This window comes from Planomonospora sp. ID67723, from assembly GCF_015711605.1.
In the GTDB taxonomy this organism is placed as follows: Bacteria; Actinomycetota; Actinomycetes; order Streptosporangiales; family Streptosporangiaceae; genus Planomonospora_A.
Genome location: NZ_JABTEZ010000002.1, coordinates 474,039 through 488,802, shown reverse-complemented (window position 1 = coordinate 488,802; position 14,764 = coordinate 474,039). Strand labels below are relative to the sequence as shown.

Sequence of the window (14,764 nt, the reverse complement as noted above, 5' to 3'; positions counted from 1 at the left end):
AAGACGCTCAACCGAGCGAACCGAAATAGGCCGAATACGAATATGTCGAAAGCAGGACTTGGATCTGGCACGCGTCGGAATCATCTTGTATACGAAACATAACGACTATCTCGGGATAGGCGGCGACGAGACCGAGGGCAGCAAAGTAACGATCACTCTCGAAAACGATCCGATACAACCCGCGGTCGAACTTGCGGCCGCGCCACTCCCGTACGCGACCTTCATGATCGGTTTCGGCCTTGGTCTCGACGAGCCACTGGCCGCTGCCGGCGTGCTCGATGCGCGCCCGCACGCTGGCGGCCGGACGGCCGTACACACCGTCCAGTGTCTGTACAGCGATACCCATCTCACCGTCACCTGATTTAGGGAGTCGATTGCGATCCTCGGGTCTCGCCGGCTCCACGGTCTTGGACGCCCGGGTGACATTGCCATACGCCGGGCCACCCGGGCTCCCGCTCAGATTCGTCCACGGTGCTATCGGGGCGGCTTCGGCCCGCTATCGCCGGACGGCGCCCGGCGATAGCGCCGTCCGGCCGGCGTTGCCGGACGTTCTCGGAAAGTGCCCGATCAGCGTCCACGCACCTCCCCTCCCACCACTCCCACCTGCTCCGATGCCCGCCCAGAAGGGAACCGATATGAGTCGGATGGCGGCCACCGCCAGCGTAATTGCCGATCACCCCAACGGCCGGCGCGCCGATGTGCCGCCGAGACCAACACTGGAGGTAGGCAGTGAGCACCAGCCCGATCAGGAACGTCACGCGACTCGTCGTCTCGATCGTCGCGATCGTCGCCTTCAGCGGTATCGCGGGTGTGGCCGCCGCCACCGCGGGTGCCACCGCCTCCGACTCGGTCCCCGCCTCCAGCCCCACCCCGCAGCCCACGACCACCAACGGCCCCCAGCCCTGGGGCTGAGGCGCCCGCCGCCTGACAGCGCCCGCACCGACGGCACTCCGCGACCCCTCCCTGATCGAGGTGACGCAAGGAAGGCCATCACGCGATCACCCGGTTTCCGCGAGGAGACATCTGGGAATCGCGTGATGGCCTTCCTCGCGTATGCGAGGTTTGTCTAGCCATGAGTCAACTGGCACTGTACGATTCACAGACAAAACCGACATGCTTATGAAGGCGACTATTATAATGTCGAGTGTGCAGATCTCGGAGTGGGCCGTCGCGGCATCCACCATCATCGGACAGTGACACCACTGTCCGCCAGGGATCAGCAGCACCGGCCGCCGGGGATCAGCGAAGCGGTACCTCACCCGGATTCGCGTCTTGTACCTCTCACTGCCACGGGGCTGGGCACCTGAGCCGCAAAGGTCGTGGTGACCTCAAGGAGACGCACATGGAGTTTCGTGTCCTGGGAGCCCTTGAGGTCGCATCCGAGGGGCGTCACCTCGATCTCGGGGGTTCTCGGCAGCAGGTCGTCCTGGCCGTCCTGCTCCTGAACGCCGACCGGCCGGTCACCACAGAGCGCCTCATGGAGGCGATCTACGGCGACAACCCGCCCGCGACCTCACGGGCGCAGGTACAGATCTGCGTCCACGCTCTCAGGCGCCTGTTCAGTGCGAACAACGCCCTCGAGGTGATCGCGACCAGGCCGCAGGGCTACGCCCTGCAGGTCGACGACGACCAGATAGACGCCCGCCGCTTCGAGAACCTCGTGTTGAAGGCCCGCAAGGCCCGCGACGGCCACAGCTTCGAGGAGGCCGTCACGCACTACCGTGACGCGCTCGCGTTGTGGCGCGGTCCGGCGCTGGAGGGCATCGAGAGCAGGCTGGTGCAGTCGGCGGCGAGCCGGTTCGCCGAGCAGCAGATCACCGCCAACGAGGACTGCATCCAGCTCGAGCTGAATCTCGGCCGGCACCACGAGCTGGTGAGCGAGCTCACCAGGCTGGTGGAGGAGCATCCGCTGCGTGAACAGCTCGTCGGCCATCTCATGACCGCGCTCTACCGCTCAGGACGCCAGGCGGAAGCCCTGCAGGTCTACCGGAACGCCCGGCGCACGATGATCGACGAACTCGGGATCGAGCCCAACGAACGGCTGCAGCAGCTGGAGTCGGCGATCCTCACCTCGGACGAGAGTCTCGATCCGCCTGATCCGCCGACCCGGATCAGCGTCGAGCCGCGCCTGGCCCTGCCCGCCGTCCCCAGCATGCTGCCCGCCGACATCGCCGACTTCGTCGGCCGGCAGAAGCAGATCGACATGATCAGGCAGCGCCTGACGGTCGCCTCCAGCGGCGCGGCCCGCTTCGCGGTACCGATCGTCACGATCGCCGGACAAGCCGGAATCGGCAAGACCACCATCGCCGTCCGCGCGGCGCACAGCGTCGCGGAGCACTTCCCCGACGGCCAGCTCTACGCCGACCTGCACGGGGGCACCTCCCGCCCGGTAAGCCCCATGCAGGTTCTGGAGCGGTTCCTGCGGGCGCTCGGCCTGCCGGGAACCACGCTTCCCGACAGCCTGGACGAGCGGGCGGAGACGTACCGGATGCTTCTGGCCGGCCGCCGGATGCTCATCATGCTGGACGACGCGACGACCGAGAGCCAGGTACTGCCCCTGCTGCCCGGCGATCCCGCATCCGCCGTCATCGTCACCAGCCGCAGCAGGCTCGGAGGGCTGGCCGGGGTGACCCAGGTGGACGTGGACCTGTTCGACTCGGTCCAGTCACTGGACCTGCTCTCCCACATCGCGGGGGCCGAGCGGATGCAGTCGGAGCCCGAGTCGTCCGTCGCACTCGCCGAACTGTGCGGCCATCTCCCTCTGGCGCTGCGCATCGCCGGTGCGCGCCTGGCGGCCCGCCCCCACTGGAGCGTCGAGCAGCTGACGGAGCGGCTCAGGGACGGAGCCCGCAGGCTCGACGAGCTCATGCACGGCGACATGGGCATCAGGGCCAGCCTCTCACTGACCTATGAGGGCCTCAGCGAGGAGACGCGCCGCCTCTTCCGGCGGCTGGCCGTCCTCGACTCGCACGTCTTCTCCGCATGGACCAGCGCCGCCCTGCTCGACCAGCCGCTCGCCGACGCGCAAGACCTCCTCGACGACCTGGCCGACGCCCAGCTCGTCGATGTCATCAGCACCGGCCGGCACATCAACACCCAATACCGCTTCCACGATCTCATCCGCGTCTTCGCGCGCGAGCGCCTCGCCGCCGAGGAGTCCCCCGCCGAACGCACCAGCGCGCTCTCCCGCGTGCTCAGCTCCCTGCTCCGCCTGACCCAGGTGGCCCGCAGCCGCGAGTACGGCCCGTCCGTCACGGGCCACCAGCCGGTCCCGATCCCCTCGCCGCTGCCCGAGGAACTCGTCGAACGGCTGGTCTCCGAGCCGATCACCTGGTTCGAGTCCGAGCGCCACGTCCTGCTGTCGGGCATCCGCCAGGCCGCGCAGGCGGGGTTCGTGGAACTGTGCTGGCAGCTCGCCCTGCATGCCGAGGACTTCTTCGAGTCGCGGGTCTACCTGGACGACTGGCGGGAGACCCACGAGATCGCCCTGGAAGCCGCCCGGAACGCCGGAGACCGGCGCGGCCATGCCGAGATGCTGTACGCGCTGGGCGCGCTGTCTCTGACCGAGCAGCGCTTCGACGACGCGCAACGCGACTTCCAGGCGGCCCTCACCCTCTTCGAGGAGGTCGGGGACGAGTTGAAGGTCGCCCTGTCCATCCGGAGCATCGCGTTCCTTGAGCGCATGCGCGGCCGGCTCCAGGAGGCCGCGAGCCGCCTGGAGAAGGCTCTGGAGATCTTCTGCACCATCGGCGACCAGGTCTCCGCCGCGCACGCGCTGCACAACCTCGCCCAGATCCGGGTGGACTGCAACGACGTCGACGGCGCCAAGATGCTGCTCGCCGAGGCCCTGGTGCGCAGCAAGAGCAGCGGCAACAGGCGGATGACCGCCCAGGTTCTGCACCGGATGGGCGAGGCCCACCTCCAGGCGAACGAGTTCGCCCTCGCGGCGGGCGCGTTCGAGGAGGCGCTGACGGTCGTGCTGGAGATAGGCGACCTCATCGGCGAGGCGATCGCCCTGCACGGACTCGGCACCGCGCGGTTGCGCCAGGGCAAGCTGGAGGAGGCCGCCACCCTGCTGAGACGGGCCCTGCTCCGCGCCCAGACCTCCCGCCACCGGCTGGCCGAGGCGAACACGCTCGCCGCCCTGGGCGAGCTGGCCATCGCGACGGGCCGGCCGGCCGACAGCATCAGCCCCATGCACCAGGCCGCCTCGCTGTTCCGCCAGATGAGGATTCCGATGCGCGAGGCCGACGTCCTCATCACACTGGGCGAGGCGTCGCAGGTGATCGGTGACGAGGCCACGATGTCCACAGCGCTGTCGAGGGCGCTCGAGCTCACGGACCAGATCGACCCCCAGGTCGGCGCGTCCCTGAGCGAACGGCTCGCGACGCTCCACAACCGCGAGAGGCAGCGCGGGATACGGACCAGGACGGCGGGCCCGTCGCTGCGGCCCGTGCCCGGTGACGCCGCGCACTAGGCACCCGGCCTGCGCCTCCACACTGCACCTCCACATTGCGCCTCCACACTGCGTCTCTTCGTGAGGACGGCCATCGCACGTCCCGATGCCGCAGGGCGTCGACGGGGGGTGGATCCGGCCGCCGCAGAGATCTTCTGAAGCGCGGCGAAGGTCACTAGGGTGGCAACGAGGCGCCCATCTCCCAGCCGTCACCGGAGTGCGAGCCCCTCCCCCGACCAGGGCCCGCCCACCGGCGTCCCCTGGCCGGGACCCGCGTACCTCCGACGGCGCCACCCCATCCCAGGAGGAATGATCGTGCGAACCCGGGTCATCCCCGCCCTCGTCCTCGCGCTGCTCACGGCCGGTTCCGCGGCCCTGCCCGCCACGGCGGCGGCGGAGTCCCCCGCCCCGCCCGCCGCGACGGCTGAGGACACCCTGCTGGCCAGGCTCAAAGCCATACCCGGCCTGAGCGTGGTCTCCGAGACCCAGCCGGCCGGCTACCGGTTCTTCGTCCTCACCTTCACCCAGCCGGTGGACCACCGCGACCCCGGCAAGGGCACCTATCAGCAGCGGCTCACCCTGCTGCACCGGTCGGAGAACGCACCGGTCGTGCTCTTCACCGGCGGATACGGCCTGCCGGTGAACCCCTCCGCCTCCCGGACCGAGCCGACCCGGCTGCTCGACGGCAACCAGGTCTCGGTCGAGCACCGGTTCTTCCGCTCCTCCCGGCCGGACCCGGCGGACTGGCGCAAACTCGACATCTGGCAGGAGGCCAGCGACGAGCACCGCATCGTCCGGGCGCTCAAGACCGTCTACTCCGGCAAGTGGATCCAGACGGGCGCGAGCAAGGGCGGCATGACCTCGGTCTACCACCGCCGCTTCTATCCCGGCGACGTGGACGGCGTGGTGGCCTACGTCGCCCCCAACGACCGGGTCAACCCCTCCGACCACGCCTACGACGCGTTCTTCGCGGGTGTCGGGGACGCCGCCTGCCGCACCGCGCTGGACGACCTGCAGAAGGAGGCGCTCAAGCGCCGGGACCGGCTGGTTCCCCGGTTGGAGGCGTACGCCGCGCAGAACGGCTACACCTTCGCCCGGACGCTGGGCAGCGCCGACCGGTCGTTCGAGATGACGGTGCTCGACACGGTGTGGGCGTTCTGGCAGTACTCCACCACGGCCGACTGCGCGGACGTGCCGCCCGCCACCGCCTCCGACGACGAGCTCTACGCCTGGATCGACTCCGTCGCGGGCTGGTCGTTCTACACCGACCAGGGCATCGAGTACTACACGCCGTACTACTACCAGGCCGCCACCCAGCTCGGCTGGCCCGAGCCGAAGTTCCGGCACCTGCGCGGCCTGACCCGCCACCGCGGTCTCTACCAGCCCAACTCGGTCCTGCCCGCCGAGCTGCGCTCCCGGCACGACCCGCGGCCGATGCTGGGGGTGGACCACTGGGTGCGCTCGCGGTCGAGCCGGATGATGTTCGTCTACGGCGAGAACGACCCGTGGGGAGCGGAGCGGTTCACCCCCAGCAGGAACGACTCGCACCTGTACGTCGCGCCGGGGGCCAACCACGGGGCGAACATCGCCGCGCTGGCCGAGGGCGACCGCGAGGCGGCGACGGCGATCCTGCGGCGCTGGGCCGGAGTGGCCGACACGCCTCCGGCCGCACGGAGCGCGCAGCCGTCGGTCCCCGACGACGACATGCTCCCCGACCGCCAGACGTTCTGAGGGCGCGACTCATCCGGCGGTAAGCCGTCAGGTCGTCCGTGGACGCGTTCCTTCAGCGGCCGGTCCCCGGTGAGTCGCCGGAGCTGTTCCAGCGCGTGCTCCCGTCTGCCACCCGCCATGCCGTACGGCATGGCGGGTGGCAGACTTGTCCCCATGAGGATCACCCTGGTCCAGGGGGACATCACCGAGCAGCGCGTCGACGCCGTCGTCAACGCCGCCAACTCCTCCCTTCTGGGCGGCGGCGGGGTCGACGGGGCGATCCACCGGCGCGGCGGCCCCGCGATCCTCGCGGAGTGCCGGAGGCTGCGCGCCTCGCACTACGGCAGAGGACTGCCGACGGGTCAGGCCGTGGCCACCACGGCAGGCGAGCTCCCGGCCCGCTGGGTCATCCACACCGTCGGCCCCGTCCACTCCACCGAGGAGGACCGATCCGAGCTGCTGGCCTCCTGCTACCGGGAGTCGCTGCGGGTCGCCGACGAGCTGGGCGCGGCCGGTGTCGCCTTCCCCGCGGTGTCGGCCGGGATCTACGGCTGGCCGCTGGACGACGCCGCCCGCATCGCGGTCGGCACCGTGCGGGCCGCCGAGACGCGGGTGACGGACATCCGGTTCGTCCTGTTCAACCCCGACGCGTACGCCGCCTTCGAACGGGCCCTCGCCGCGGAGGGGCCCGGCTGACGCCCGCCGTGGGCCGTACGGAGGCACGGACCGTACCGTCGCGCCGCCGGGTATCGTCGGCCACGTGATCGCCGCAGCGGTCCGGATCGGCGAGGTGGAGGAGCACGGTGGCGGAGGACAAGACGATCGCGGACTTCTGGTTCGACCCCTCCTGCCCGTACACCTGGGTCATCTCCCGGTGGCTGCTGGAGGTGGAGAAGGTCCGGCCGGTCGAGGTGCGCTGGCACGTGATGAGCCTGTCGGTGCTCAACGAGGGCCGGGACGACGATCCGGAGGGAGACCCCGAGGGCTACCTGTGGGTGCCGGTGCGCGTCTGCGCCGCCGTACGGCAGCACCACGGACAGGAGGCGCTCGGCAGGTTCTACACCGCGCTGTGGACCGCCGGGGGCGACCGCGGCGAGGACGAGTGGATCGGCTCCCTGGAGGACGCGCTGGCCGCCGCCGGGCTGCCGGTGGAACTGGCCGACGCAGGCATGTCGGCCGAGTACGACGAGGCGGTGCGCGCCTCGCACGCCGAGGGCGTCGGCCTGATCGGCGGGCACGTCGGCACTCCGGTCACCGCCGTCACCGACCCCGGCGGCGGACGCACCGTGTTCTTCGGCCCCGTCGTCTCCCGGATCCCCTCGGGCGAGCAGGCCGGCCGCCTGTGGGACGGGACGCTGCTGGTGGCCGGCGTCCCGGGCTTCCACGAGCTCAAGGGCGTCCCGCACGAGGAGCCCCGGCTCCGCTGACCCGGCCGGCCCCGGTGGGGGGAGGATATCTCCCGGTCCAGGCCGGAATGATCGGTGACAGAGGTATCACGTAGATCGGGCCGCCTCTACGATCGCGTTCCATGATGATTCGTACATTTGTTGCCACGGCCGGAGCTTTCACCCTGCTGCTCTCCGGTACGGCCGCCGCATCCGCCTACCCCATCCAGGGGGCTCCCGAGCTGACCCACAACCCGCTCTACAAGCAGGGTCGTCTCCCGTCGATCTCCTGCAAGGCGGCCAAGGGGACCAGCAGAGCCTCCACCACGAAGTACATCAAAAAGATCATCGGTTGCCTGAATTCGGCCTGGAGCAAGACCGTTGAGGACTTCGCCCCGGCCGAGGCGGACGTCGAATCCACCATCGAGCTGAAGTCCTGCCTCAGCGGCATGGAGATCTCCGGGTCCATCGCCGTCCCCTGCTACGGCTCCATAGTGGTGCAGCTCCGCTCCGACTGGATCAAGGCGAAGTCTGATACGGCCATTCTCGTCGAGCTGACCCGGGCGTACGGCAGGCTCATCCAGGCGGAGACGGGCATCAGCAAGGCCTGGTGGGCGCTGCCGAGCAGCGGCGTAGAGGCCGAGATGAACGAGCAGACGTACCGCTTCTACCTGCAGACCGACTGCCTGGTCGGGGTGTCGATGAAGGCCCTGGGACGCTCGGCCGGGAACTGGGAGCCCCTCCTCGGCGCCGAGACGCCGCGCGAGTACGACAGGTTCAACTGGTACGGCAAGCGCGCCAACCGCCTCTACTGGTTCAAGCAGGGCTACACGTCCGGAGGTCCGGGCGCGTGCAACACCTGGAAGGCCTCCTCCGCCAAGGTCTCCTGACCTCCTCGCCGACGTGTTCCGGAGCCGACGCGGGGAGGCCCTGCGCCGGAGAAGGCGCGGTGGGGTCCGCCGCGCCCTCTCCCCGGTCAGTAGCGCCAGCGGCTGCGCGCGACGACCTCCTCCGCGCTCGCGCCCTCGAAGAGCGCCAGCTCGCCCCGCCGTACCGTCGCAACGGTGTCCACGACCTCCGGCCCGAGCGCCTCGCCGAGGACCGGGTCCGCCTCGAACGCGACGACGGCCTCGGCCAGCGAACCCGGCAGGGCGGTGATCCCCTGCTTCCGCCGGGTCTCCTCGTCCATGCCCGCCGGGTCCGTCTCGACCGGCTCCGGCAGGCGCAGCCCGGCTCCGGCGCCGTGCCTGCCGGCGGCCAGCACCGCGGCGACCAGCAGGTACGGGTTGGCCGCCAGATCGACGCACTTGACCTCGAGGTTGGCCGCCCGGCTCCGCTCACCCGCCGAACCGGTGACCAGCCGCAGCGCCGCCTCCCGGTTCTCCCTGCCCCAGCAGGCGAACGCGCCGGCCCAGTGCGACGGCACCAGCCGCAGGTAGCTCGCGACGGCCGGCGCACCGACGGCGAGCAGGGCGGGCAGCCGCTCCAGGATCCCGGCGGCGAAGCCCTCCCCGTCGGGGGTGAGCCCGTACGGGCCGGGGCCGCCGGACATCAGGTTCACCCCGTCGCGCCAGAGGCTCAGGTGCACGTGACCGCCGTTGCCGACCCCGCCGGCGAGCACCTTCGGCGCGAACGTGGCGCGCATGCCGTGCCGCGCGGTGACCGCGCGGACGGTCTCGCGCACCAGCACGACCAGGTCCGCCGCGCCGACCGGGTCCGTCGCGGCGGTGGAGACCTCGTACTGCCCGGCGGCGTATTCGGGGTGCACCTGCTCGACGGCGACCCCTTGGGCCGCCAGGGCGGTGAGCACCTCGCGCAGGTAGCCGGCGAGCCCGGTGAGCCGGGCCATGCCGTACGCCGGGCCCTGGCCCGCGGGAACGAAGTCGTCTCCGGTGCCCGCCGAGACGCACCACTCGATCTCGAACGCCGCGCGGACCGTGCAGCCGCTCCCGGCCAGCCGCTCGGCCTCGCGCCGGGCCAGGGCGCGCGCGTCCAGCGGGTGCGGCACTCCGTCCTGGTCGTAGCGGTCGGCCGGTGCCCAGGCCCAGCCGGGCAGCGCGGCCAGCCGGGTGAGGCGGCCCAGGTCCGGGTACAACCGCAGGTCCCCCACCGGGCCTCCGGCGTAGCGGCCGGAGACGATCGAGTCGTCGAGCAGGAACGCGTCGAACACCGGAGAGGCCCCGACGCCCCAGGCCGCGGCCTGCTCCAGGCGGGCCGGCGGCACCGCCTTGACCCGGGTGATGCCGCTGGTGTCCACCCAGGTCACCGCGACGCCGTCGACGCCGTCGGCGGTCAGGCGGGCTGCGGCCGTACGGGCCTGCTCGGCGCGGCGGGCGCGGTCGGAGTCGGTCAGCGGCTCTGGCATCGGCTGGGGCCTTCCGATCCGGGGTCGGACGTCGTCTCAGGTCTACCATGCTGATCGGAGCCAGGTCCGATACGCCGATCGAAAAAGACGATGCCGATGCCCGAACTCCTGCCCGCGGTCGCCGCGCTCCGCCTGGTCGACCACCACTGCCACGGGGTCGTGCCCGAGGACCTGTCGCGCGCCGGTTTCGAGGCGTTGCTGACCGAGGCCGAGGGCGCCTCCCCGCTGGGCGGGAGCCTCTTCGACACGCAGGCGGGGCTGGCGGTGCGCCGCTGGTGCGCGCCCGTGCTCGATCTGCCCCGGCACGCCGAGCCGGAGGAGTACCTGGCCCGCCGGGCGGAGCTCGGTCACACGGAGGTGACCCGGCGGCTGCTGCGCGCGGCGGGACTGGGCGGGTTGTGCGTGGACACCGGGTACACCCCCCGGCCGCTGCTCTCCCCCGCCGAGCTGGCCGGGGCGGCCGGGGCGCCCGGGTACGAGATCCTTCGGCTGGAGCGCGTCGCCGAGGAGGTGGCCGGGTCCGGGACCTCGGCCGCGGACTTCGCCGGCCGCGTCCACGAGCGCCTCGCCGCATCGGTGCGTGCCGGGGGCGTCCGGGTGGTCGGAGCCAAGTCCGTCGCCGCCTACCGGGCGGGGCTGGCGCTGGCCCCCGAACGGCCGGGTCCCCGCGAGGTCGTCGCCGCGGCGGGCCGGTGGCTGGCCGCTCTGCGGCCGGACGCCCCGGTCCGGCTGGCCGATGAGGTGCTGCACCGGTTCCTGGTCTACGCGGCCCTCGACCTGGGCCTGCCGGTGCAGTTCCACGTCGGTTACGGCGACTCCGACGTGCACCTGGCCCGGGCGAACCCGGTGCTGCTGACCGATCTGCTCCGGGCGACCGCTCCGGCCGGGGTGCCGATCGTGCTGCTGCACAACTACCCGTACCACCGGGAGGCCGGATATCTCGCCCAGGTGTTCCCGCACGTGTTCGCCGACGTCAGCCTGGCGATGCACAACCTGGGGCGGCGGGCCGGGGCGCTGCTCGCCGAGGCACTGGAGCTGACCCCGTTCGGCAAGCTGCTCTACGCCTCCGACGCGTGTGGGCTGCCCGAGCTGTACCATCTCGGCGCGGTGCTGTTCCGCCGCGCGTTGTCGGAACTGCTCCGCGACGGTCTGGACGAGGACTCCTGGACGGAGCGCGACGCCGTCCGGATCGCCGCGATGGTCGGTGCCGGCAACGCCAGCCGGGTCTACCGTCTCCCCGGCTGAATGGTCCACTCTTGTGAGAATCGGATATTCGCGGCGGACGGGGCCGGTTCGATCACCGGCCCGACGGGGAGAGGGGCGTGGGCGTGGCCGTACTGGAGGAGGTACGGCTCACGGCCGGGGAGGCGGACGCCCTCTGCCGCGACGCGGGCCGCCTGCTCGCCGAGGCGCGGACCCTGCTCGACGAGCACGCCCTGGTCCACCGGGAGGTCAAGCAGGCGTTCGGCACGCTCCGCGCCGATCTCGCCCGGGCCGAGCTGGACTCGATCCCCGTCGCCCGGCTCAAGGACCTGACCGGCGGCGGGCTCCGCATCGGCTCCCTGGAACGCGCCGGTTACACCACGGTCCTGCAGATCCTGGAGTCCTCGCCGTACTACCTGCAGCTGCTCCCCGGGATCGGCGCGCAGACGGTGAAGAAGGTGCACGCCGCGGCCCGCCAGATCGCGCGGGCGGTGGAGGAGGCCGTCAGCGTCCGCATCGACGCCGAGGAGCACACCCCCGGGACCACGGGCCTGGTGATCGCGCTGCACCGGCTGGTGAACGCCGGTCCCGAGCTGCCCGGCGCCTGCGACACCGCGCGGGACCTGGACAGGCGGCTCGGACCGCTGCTGGCGGCCGCGCGGCCGGCGCGCAGCCGGCTGCGGATGCTGTTCGCCGGCTCCGAGCGCCGCCGTCATGCCCGGGAGGCGCTGGCGGAGCTCTCGGAACTGCTGGCCGGCGCCCGCGAGACCCGTCTCCTGCTCGCCCAGGTCACCGCCGACCTGCTCCGCCCGCCGGCGCCGGAGTTCGAGGCGTGGACCGACTTCGAGCTCCGGTCGCCGGAGTACTACGGTCTGCTCGCCGAGCTGGCCGGTGAACCCGCAGAGGCGAGCCAGGGACTGCTCCCCGACGACCTGGTCGCGAAGGTCGACGCCCAGGAGCTCGACGGCACCCATCGCAGGGTCTCCCTGCGCGGCTACCAGTCCTTCGGCGCCCGCTTCGCCCTCGCCCAGGGCCGGGTGATCCTCGGTGACGAGATGGGGCTGGGCAAGTCGATCGAGGCCATCGCCGCGCTGGCGCACCTCAAGGCGGAGGGGAACGACCACTTCCTGGTGGTCTGCCCCACGAGCGTGCTGATCAACTGGCTGCGCGAGATCCAGGCGCGCAGCACCCTGGACGTCTACCCGCTGCACGGCGGTGAGCGCCTGGCTGCCCAGGAGGAGTGGGTACGGCGGGGCGGCGTGGCCGTGGCCACCTTGGACAGCCTCCACCGGCTGAAGATCCCGGCCGGCGTCGAGGTCGGCATGCTCGTCGTCGACGAGGCGCACTACGTCAAGAACCCGCACACCAAGCGTTCCAAGGCCGTCGCCCGATGGTGCGGGCACGTCGAGCGGGTGCTCTTCATGACCGGCACCCCGATGGAGAACCGGGTCGAGGAGTTCCGCACCCTGGTCTCCTACCTCCGGCCCGAACTGGCCGCGAGCCTCCGCGACAGCGACGCCGTCGCCGGAGCGGAGGCCTTCCGCAGGGCGGTCGCCCCCGTCTACCTTCGCCGCAACCAGGAGGACGTGCTCACCGAACTGCCCGACCTGGTGCAGGCGGAGGACTGGGTGGAGTTCAGCGGCGCCGACCTCGACGCCTATCGGCAGGCCGTCGCCGAGGGGAACTTCATGGCCATGCGCCGTGCCGCCTACGCCGCTCCCGACACCTCGGCCAAGCTGAAGCGGTTGCTCGAACTGGTCGACAAGGCACAGGACAACGGGCTCAAGGTGGTGGTCTTCTCCTACTTCCGCGACGTGCTCGCGAGCGTGCGGACCGCGCTGGACGGCCGGGCGCACGGTCCGATCTCCGGTGACCTCGCCCCGGCCCGCCGTCAGCAGCTCGTGGACGAGTTCTCGGCCGCCAGGGGGCACGCGATCCTGCTCAGCCAGATCCAGGCGGGCGGTGTGGGACTCAACCTGCAGGCCGCTTCCGTAGTGATCATGTGTGAACCGCAGGTCAAACCGAGCATCGAGGCCCAGGTCGTGGCCCGGGCCTACCGGATGGGCCAGGTGCGCAAGGTGCAGGTGCACCGGCTCCTGGCGGCCGACACGGTCGATCAGCGCATGCTCGACATCCTCAGGTCCAAGACGAAGCTCTTCGACGCCTACGCGCGCCGGAGCGACCTGGCCGAGTCCAGCGCCGGGGCCGTGGAGGTCTCCGAGCAGGCACTGGCCCGCCAGATCGTCGAGGAGGAGCAACGCCGACTGGCCCTGGGCGGGCCCGGCGCCCGCCCGGACGGCTCCTGACCCTCAGCCGCGCCGCACGAAGCCGGCCCGTTCGAGGTTCGGCCTGCAGCCGGCGAAGGCGCGGGACCGCCCCGACTTTCGTCGCAGGACGCACACCTAAAGTGCGATGTGCGCCGTACGCCGGATTCCTAGCATCGGGTCCATGACCCAGGCCATGGCACCGGCATCCGGGCGCGTCCACGAAATCGACGCCGTTCGCGGCTTCGCGCTGGGCGGCATCCTGATCGCCAACATCGGTTTCTTCGCCGACCCCGGATACGGCGTCGGCCTCGGCACCATGCCCATCAGCGAGGGCCCTGTCGCCCTCGTCATCAGCACCCTGGTGCTGACGAAGTTCTACGTCATCTTCTCGTTCCTGTTCGGCTACTCCTTCGCACTGCAGATGCGCGCGTGGGGCGAGAAGGTCAGGGCCCGCATGCTCCGCCGCTGCCTGGCCCTGTTCGTCCTGGGCGTGGCGCACGGCTTCCTGCTCTGGATCGGCGACATCCTCACCCTCTACGCCACACTCGGTCTTCTCCTGCTGGCGATGCGCACCATCCGCCCCAGGACCGCCGTCAAGATCGGTTGCTGGATCATCGGCGTGATGTCGGTGATCTGGCTCCTGCTGGCCGGGCTCACCCTGCTCGACCCGGCAGGCGCGGTGCCTCCGGCCGCCGACGCGGCCGCCGCCGCGCGGGCCGAGGCCCTGGTCACCGGCGGGCCGCTGGACTTCCTGCGATTCCAGGCGGAGACCTACCCGATGCTCGCGGCGCTCGTGTGGGTCGGCCAGGGCCCGATGGCGATGGCGCTGTTCCTGTTCGGCCTGGCGGCGGGCATGTCACGGCTGCTGGAGGAGCGGGAGCGCTGGGCCCGTCTGGTTCCCCGGATCCTGTGGCTGGGTTACGGCATCGGCCTGCCCGCCGCGGTCTTCTTCACCTGGTCGTCCCAGACGTACGGCGCCATGCAACTGGTCGGTCTGGCGGTCAACAACGTGACCTCGCTGCTGCTGTCGGCCGCCTACGTGGTCACCCTGCTCGAACTGGTCAAGCGCGTCCCGGCGGTCGGCGGCGCCCTGGCCCCCGCCGGCCGGGCCGCGGCCTCCAACTACATCGGCCAGTCGGTGCTGGCGTGCCTGGTCTTCACCGGGTACGGCCTGGCGCTGGCGGGCGAACTGGAACCGATCGCGGTGATGGGCGTGGCCGCGGTGATCTACGCGATCCTGCTGACGCTGAGCGCCTGGTGGCTGCGCCACCATCGGCAGGGCCCGGTCGAATGGGGCCTCAGACGCTTCACTCTGCTCTCCGCCTCCCCGCCGCGACCCCGCTGACCGCCGTCCGGCCCTGCAGCGGGTGAGCGGCGT

At 71.3% G+C, this 14,764-nt stretch carries 11 protein-coding genes; 9 read left to right on the top strand and 2 right to left on the bottom strand.

Annotated features, from left to right (window positions below):
- Positions 1-7: 7 nt before the first annotated feature.
- Positions 8-346 carry a hydroxyisourate hydrolase gene (locus HS041_RS14875; RefSeq protein ID WP_196441273.1) on the bottom strand — a complete coding sequence of 113 codons (339 nt, stop codon included), beginning with the start codon at positions 344-346 and terminating at the stop codon, positions 8-10.
- Between the two features lie 383 nt (positions 347-729).
- Here HS041_RS14875 and HS041_RS14870 point away from each other — a divergent pair, with 383 nt between their 5' ends.
- The 6 genes from HS041_RS14870 (at position 730) to HS041_RS14845 (ending at position 8,441) form a co-directional block, all read left to right on the top strand.
- Entirely contained in the window at positions 730-912 is a 183-nt protein-coding gene (locus HS041_RS14870; protein ID WP_196441272.1) for a hypothetical protein, read from the top strand.
- A gap of 430 nt (positions 913-1,342) precedes the next feature.
- The gene (locus HS041_RS14865) at positions 1,343-4,477 is read left to right on the top strand and encodes an AfsR/SARP family transcriptional regulator (protein ID WP_196441271.1); all 3,135 of its coding nucleotides are present in this window, start codon (positions 1,343-1,345) and stop codon (positions 4,475-4,477) included.
- 288 nt (positions 4,478-4,765) lie between these two features.
- Entirely contained in the window at positions 4,766-6,187 is a 1,422-nt protein-coding gene (locus tag HS041_RS14860; protein ID WP_230879073.1) for a S28 family serine protease, read from the top strand.
- A gap of 153 nt (positions 6,188-6,340) precedes the next feature.
- Positions 6,341-6,862, top strand: a complete 522-nt coding sequence (locus HS041_RS14855; RefSeq protein ID WP_196441270.1) for an O-acetyl-ADP-ribose deacetylase — start codon at positions 6,341-6,343, stop codon at positions 6,860-6,862.
- A 107-nt stretch (positions 6,863-6,969) separates the two neighbouring features.
- Entirely contained in the window at positions 6,970-7,593 is a 624-nt protein-coding gene (locus HS041_RS14850) for a mycothiol-dependent nitroreductase Rv2466c family protein (RefSeq protein ID WP_196441269.1), read from the top strand.
- A 101-nt stretch (positions 7,594-7,694) separates the two neighbouring features.
- Complete coding sequence (locus HS041_RS14845) at positions 7,695-8,441, top strand: neutral zinc metallopeptidase (RefSeq protein WP_196441268.1); 747 nt, start codon at positions 7,695-7,697, stop codon at positions 8,439-8,441.
- Between the two features lie 86 nt (positions 8,442-8,527).
- On the opposite strand, the gene HS041_RS14840 is transcribed toward HS041_RS14845, so the two are convergent.
- Positions 8,528-9,916 carry a type I glutamate--ammonia ligase gene (locus HS041_RS14840; RefSeq protein WP_196441267.1) on the bottom strand — a complete coding sequence of 463 codons (1,389 nt, stop codon included), beginning with the start codon at positions 9,914-9,916 and terminating at the stop codon, positions 8,528-8,530.
- Positions 9,917-10,012: 96 nt separating this feature from the next.
- Between HS041_RS14840 and HS041_RS14835 the strand changes: the two genes are divergently transcribed.
- From HS041_RS14835 to HS041_RS14825, 3 genes are all read left to right on the top strand, one after another.
- The gene (locus HS041_RS14835) at positions 10,013-11,161 is read left to right on the top strand and encodes an amidohydrolase family protein (RefSeq protein ID WP_196441266.1); all 1,149 of its coding nucleotides are present in this window, start codon (positions 10,013-10,015) and stop codon (positions 11,159-11,161) included.
- Between the two features lie 77 nt (positions 11,162-11,238).
- Entirely contained in the window at positions 11,239-13,425 is a 2,187-nt protein-coding gene (locus HS041_RS14830) for a DEAD/DEAH box helicase (RefSeq protein WP_196441265.1), read from the top strand.
- A 142-nt stretch (positions 13,426-13,567) separates the two neighbouring features.
- On the top strand, positions 13,568-14,731 hold the full coding sequence (locus tag HS041_RS14825) for a DUF418 domain-containing protein (protein WP_196441264.1): 1,164 nt from the start codon (positions 13,568-13,570) through the stop codon (positions 14,729-14,731).
- Positions 14,732-14,764: the final 33 nt, after the last annotated feature.

Bases quoted from the DNA above. Each gene is read 5' to 3' on its own strand.
- HS041_RS14855 (WP_196441270.1), top strand. From the start codon at position 6,341: ATGAGGATCACCCTGGTCCAGGGGGACATCACCGAGCAGCGCGTCGAC.
- HS041_RS14875 (WP_196441273.1), bottom strand. From the start codon at position 346: ATGGGTATCGCTGTACAGACACTGGACGGTGTGTACGGCCGTCCGGCC.
- HS041_RS14835 (WP_196441266.1), top strand. From the start codon at position 10,013: ATGCCCGAACTCCTGCCCGCGGTCGCCGCGCTCCGCCTGGTCGACCAC.
- HS041_RS14865 (WP_196441271.1), top strand. From the start codon at position 1,343: ATGGAGTTTCGTGTCCTGGGAGCCCTTGAGGTCGCATCCGAGGGGCGT.
- HS041_RS14860 (WP_230879073.1), top strand. From the start codon at position 4,766: ATGATCGTGCGAACCCGGGTCATCCCCGCCCTCGTCCTCGCGCTGCTC.
- HS041_RS14825 (WP_196441264.1), top strand. From the start codon at position 13,568: ATGACCCAGGCCATGGCACCGGCATCCGGGCGCGTCCACGAAATCGAC.
- HS041_RS14845 (WP_196441268.1), top strand. From the start codon at position 7,695: ATGATGATTCGTACATTTGTTGCCACGGCCGGAGCTTTCACCCTGCTG.
- HS041_RS14840 (WP_196441267.1), bottom strand. From the start codon at position 9,916: ATGCCAGAGCCGCTGACCGACTCCGACCGCGCCCGCCGCGCCGAGCAG.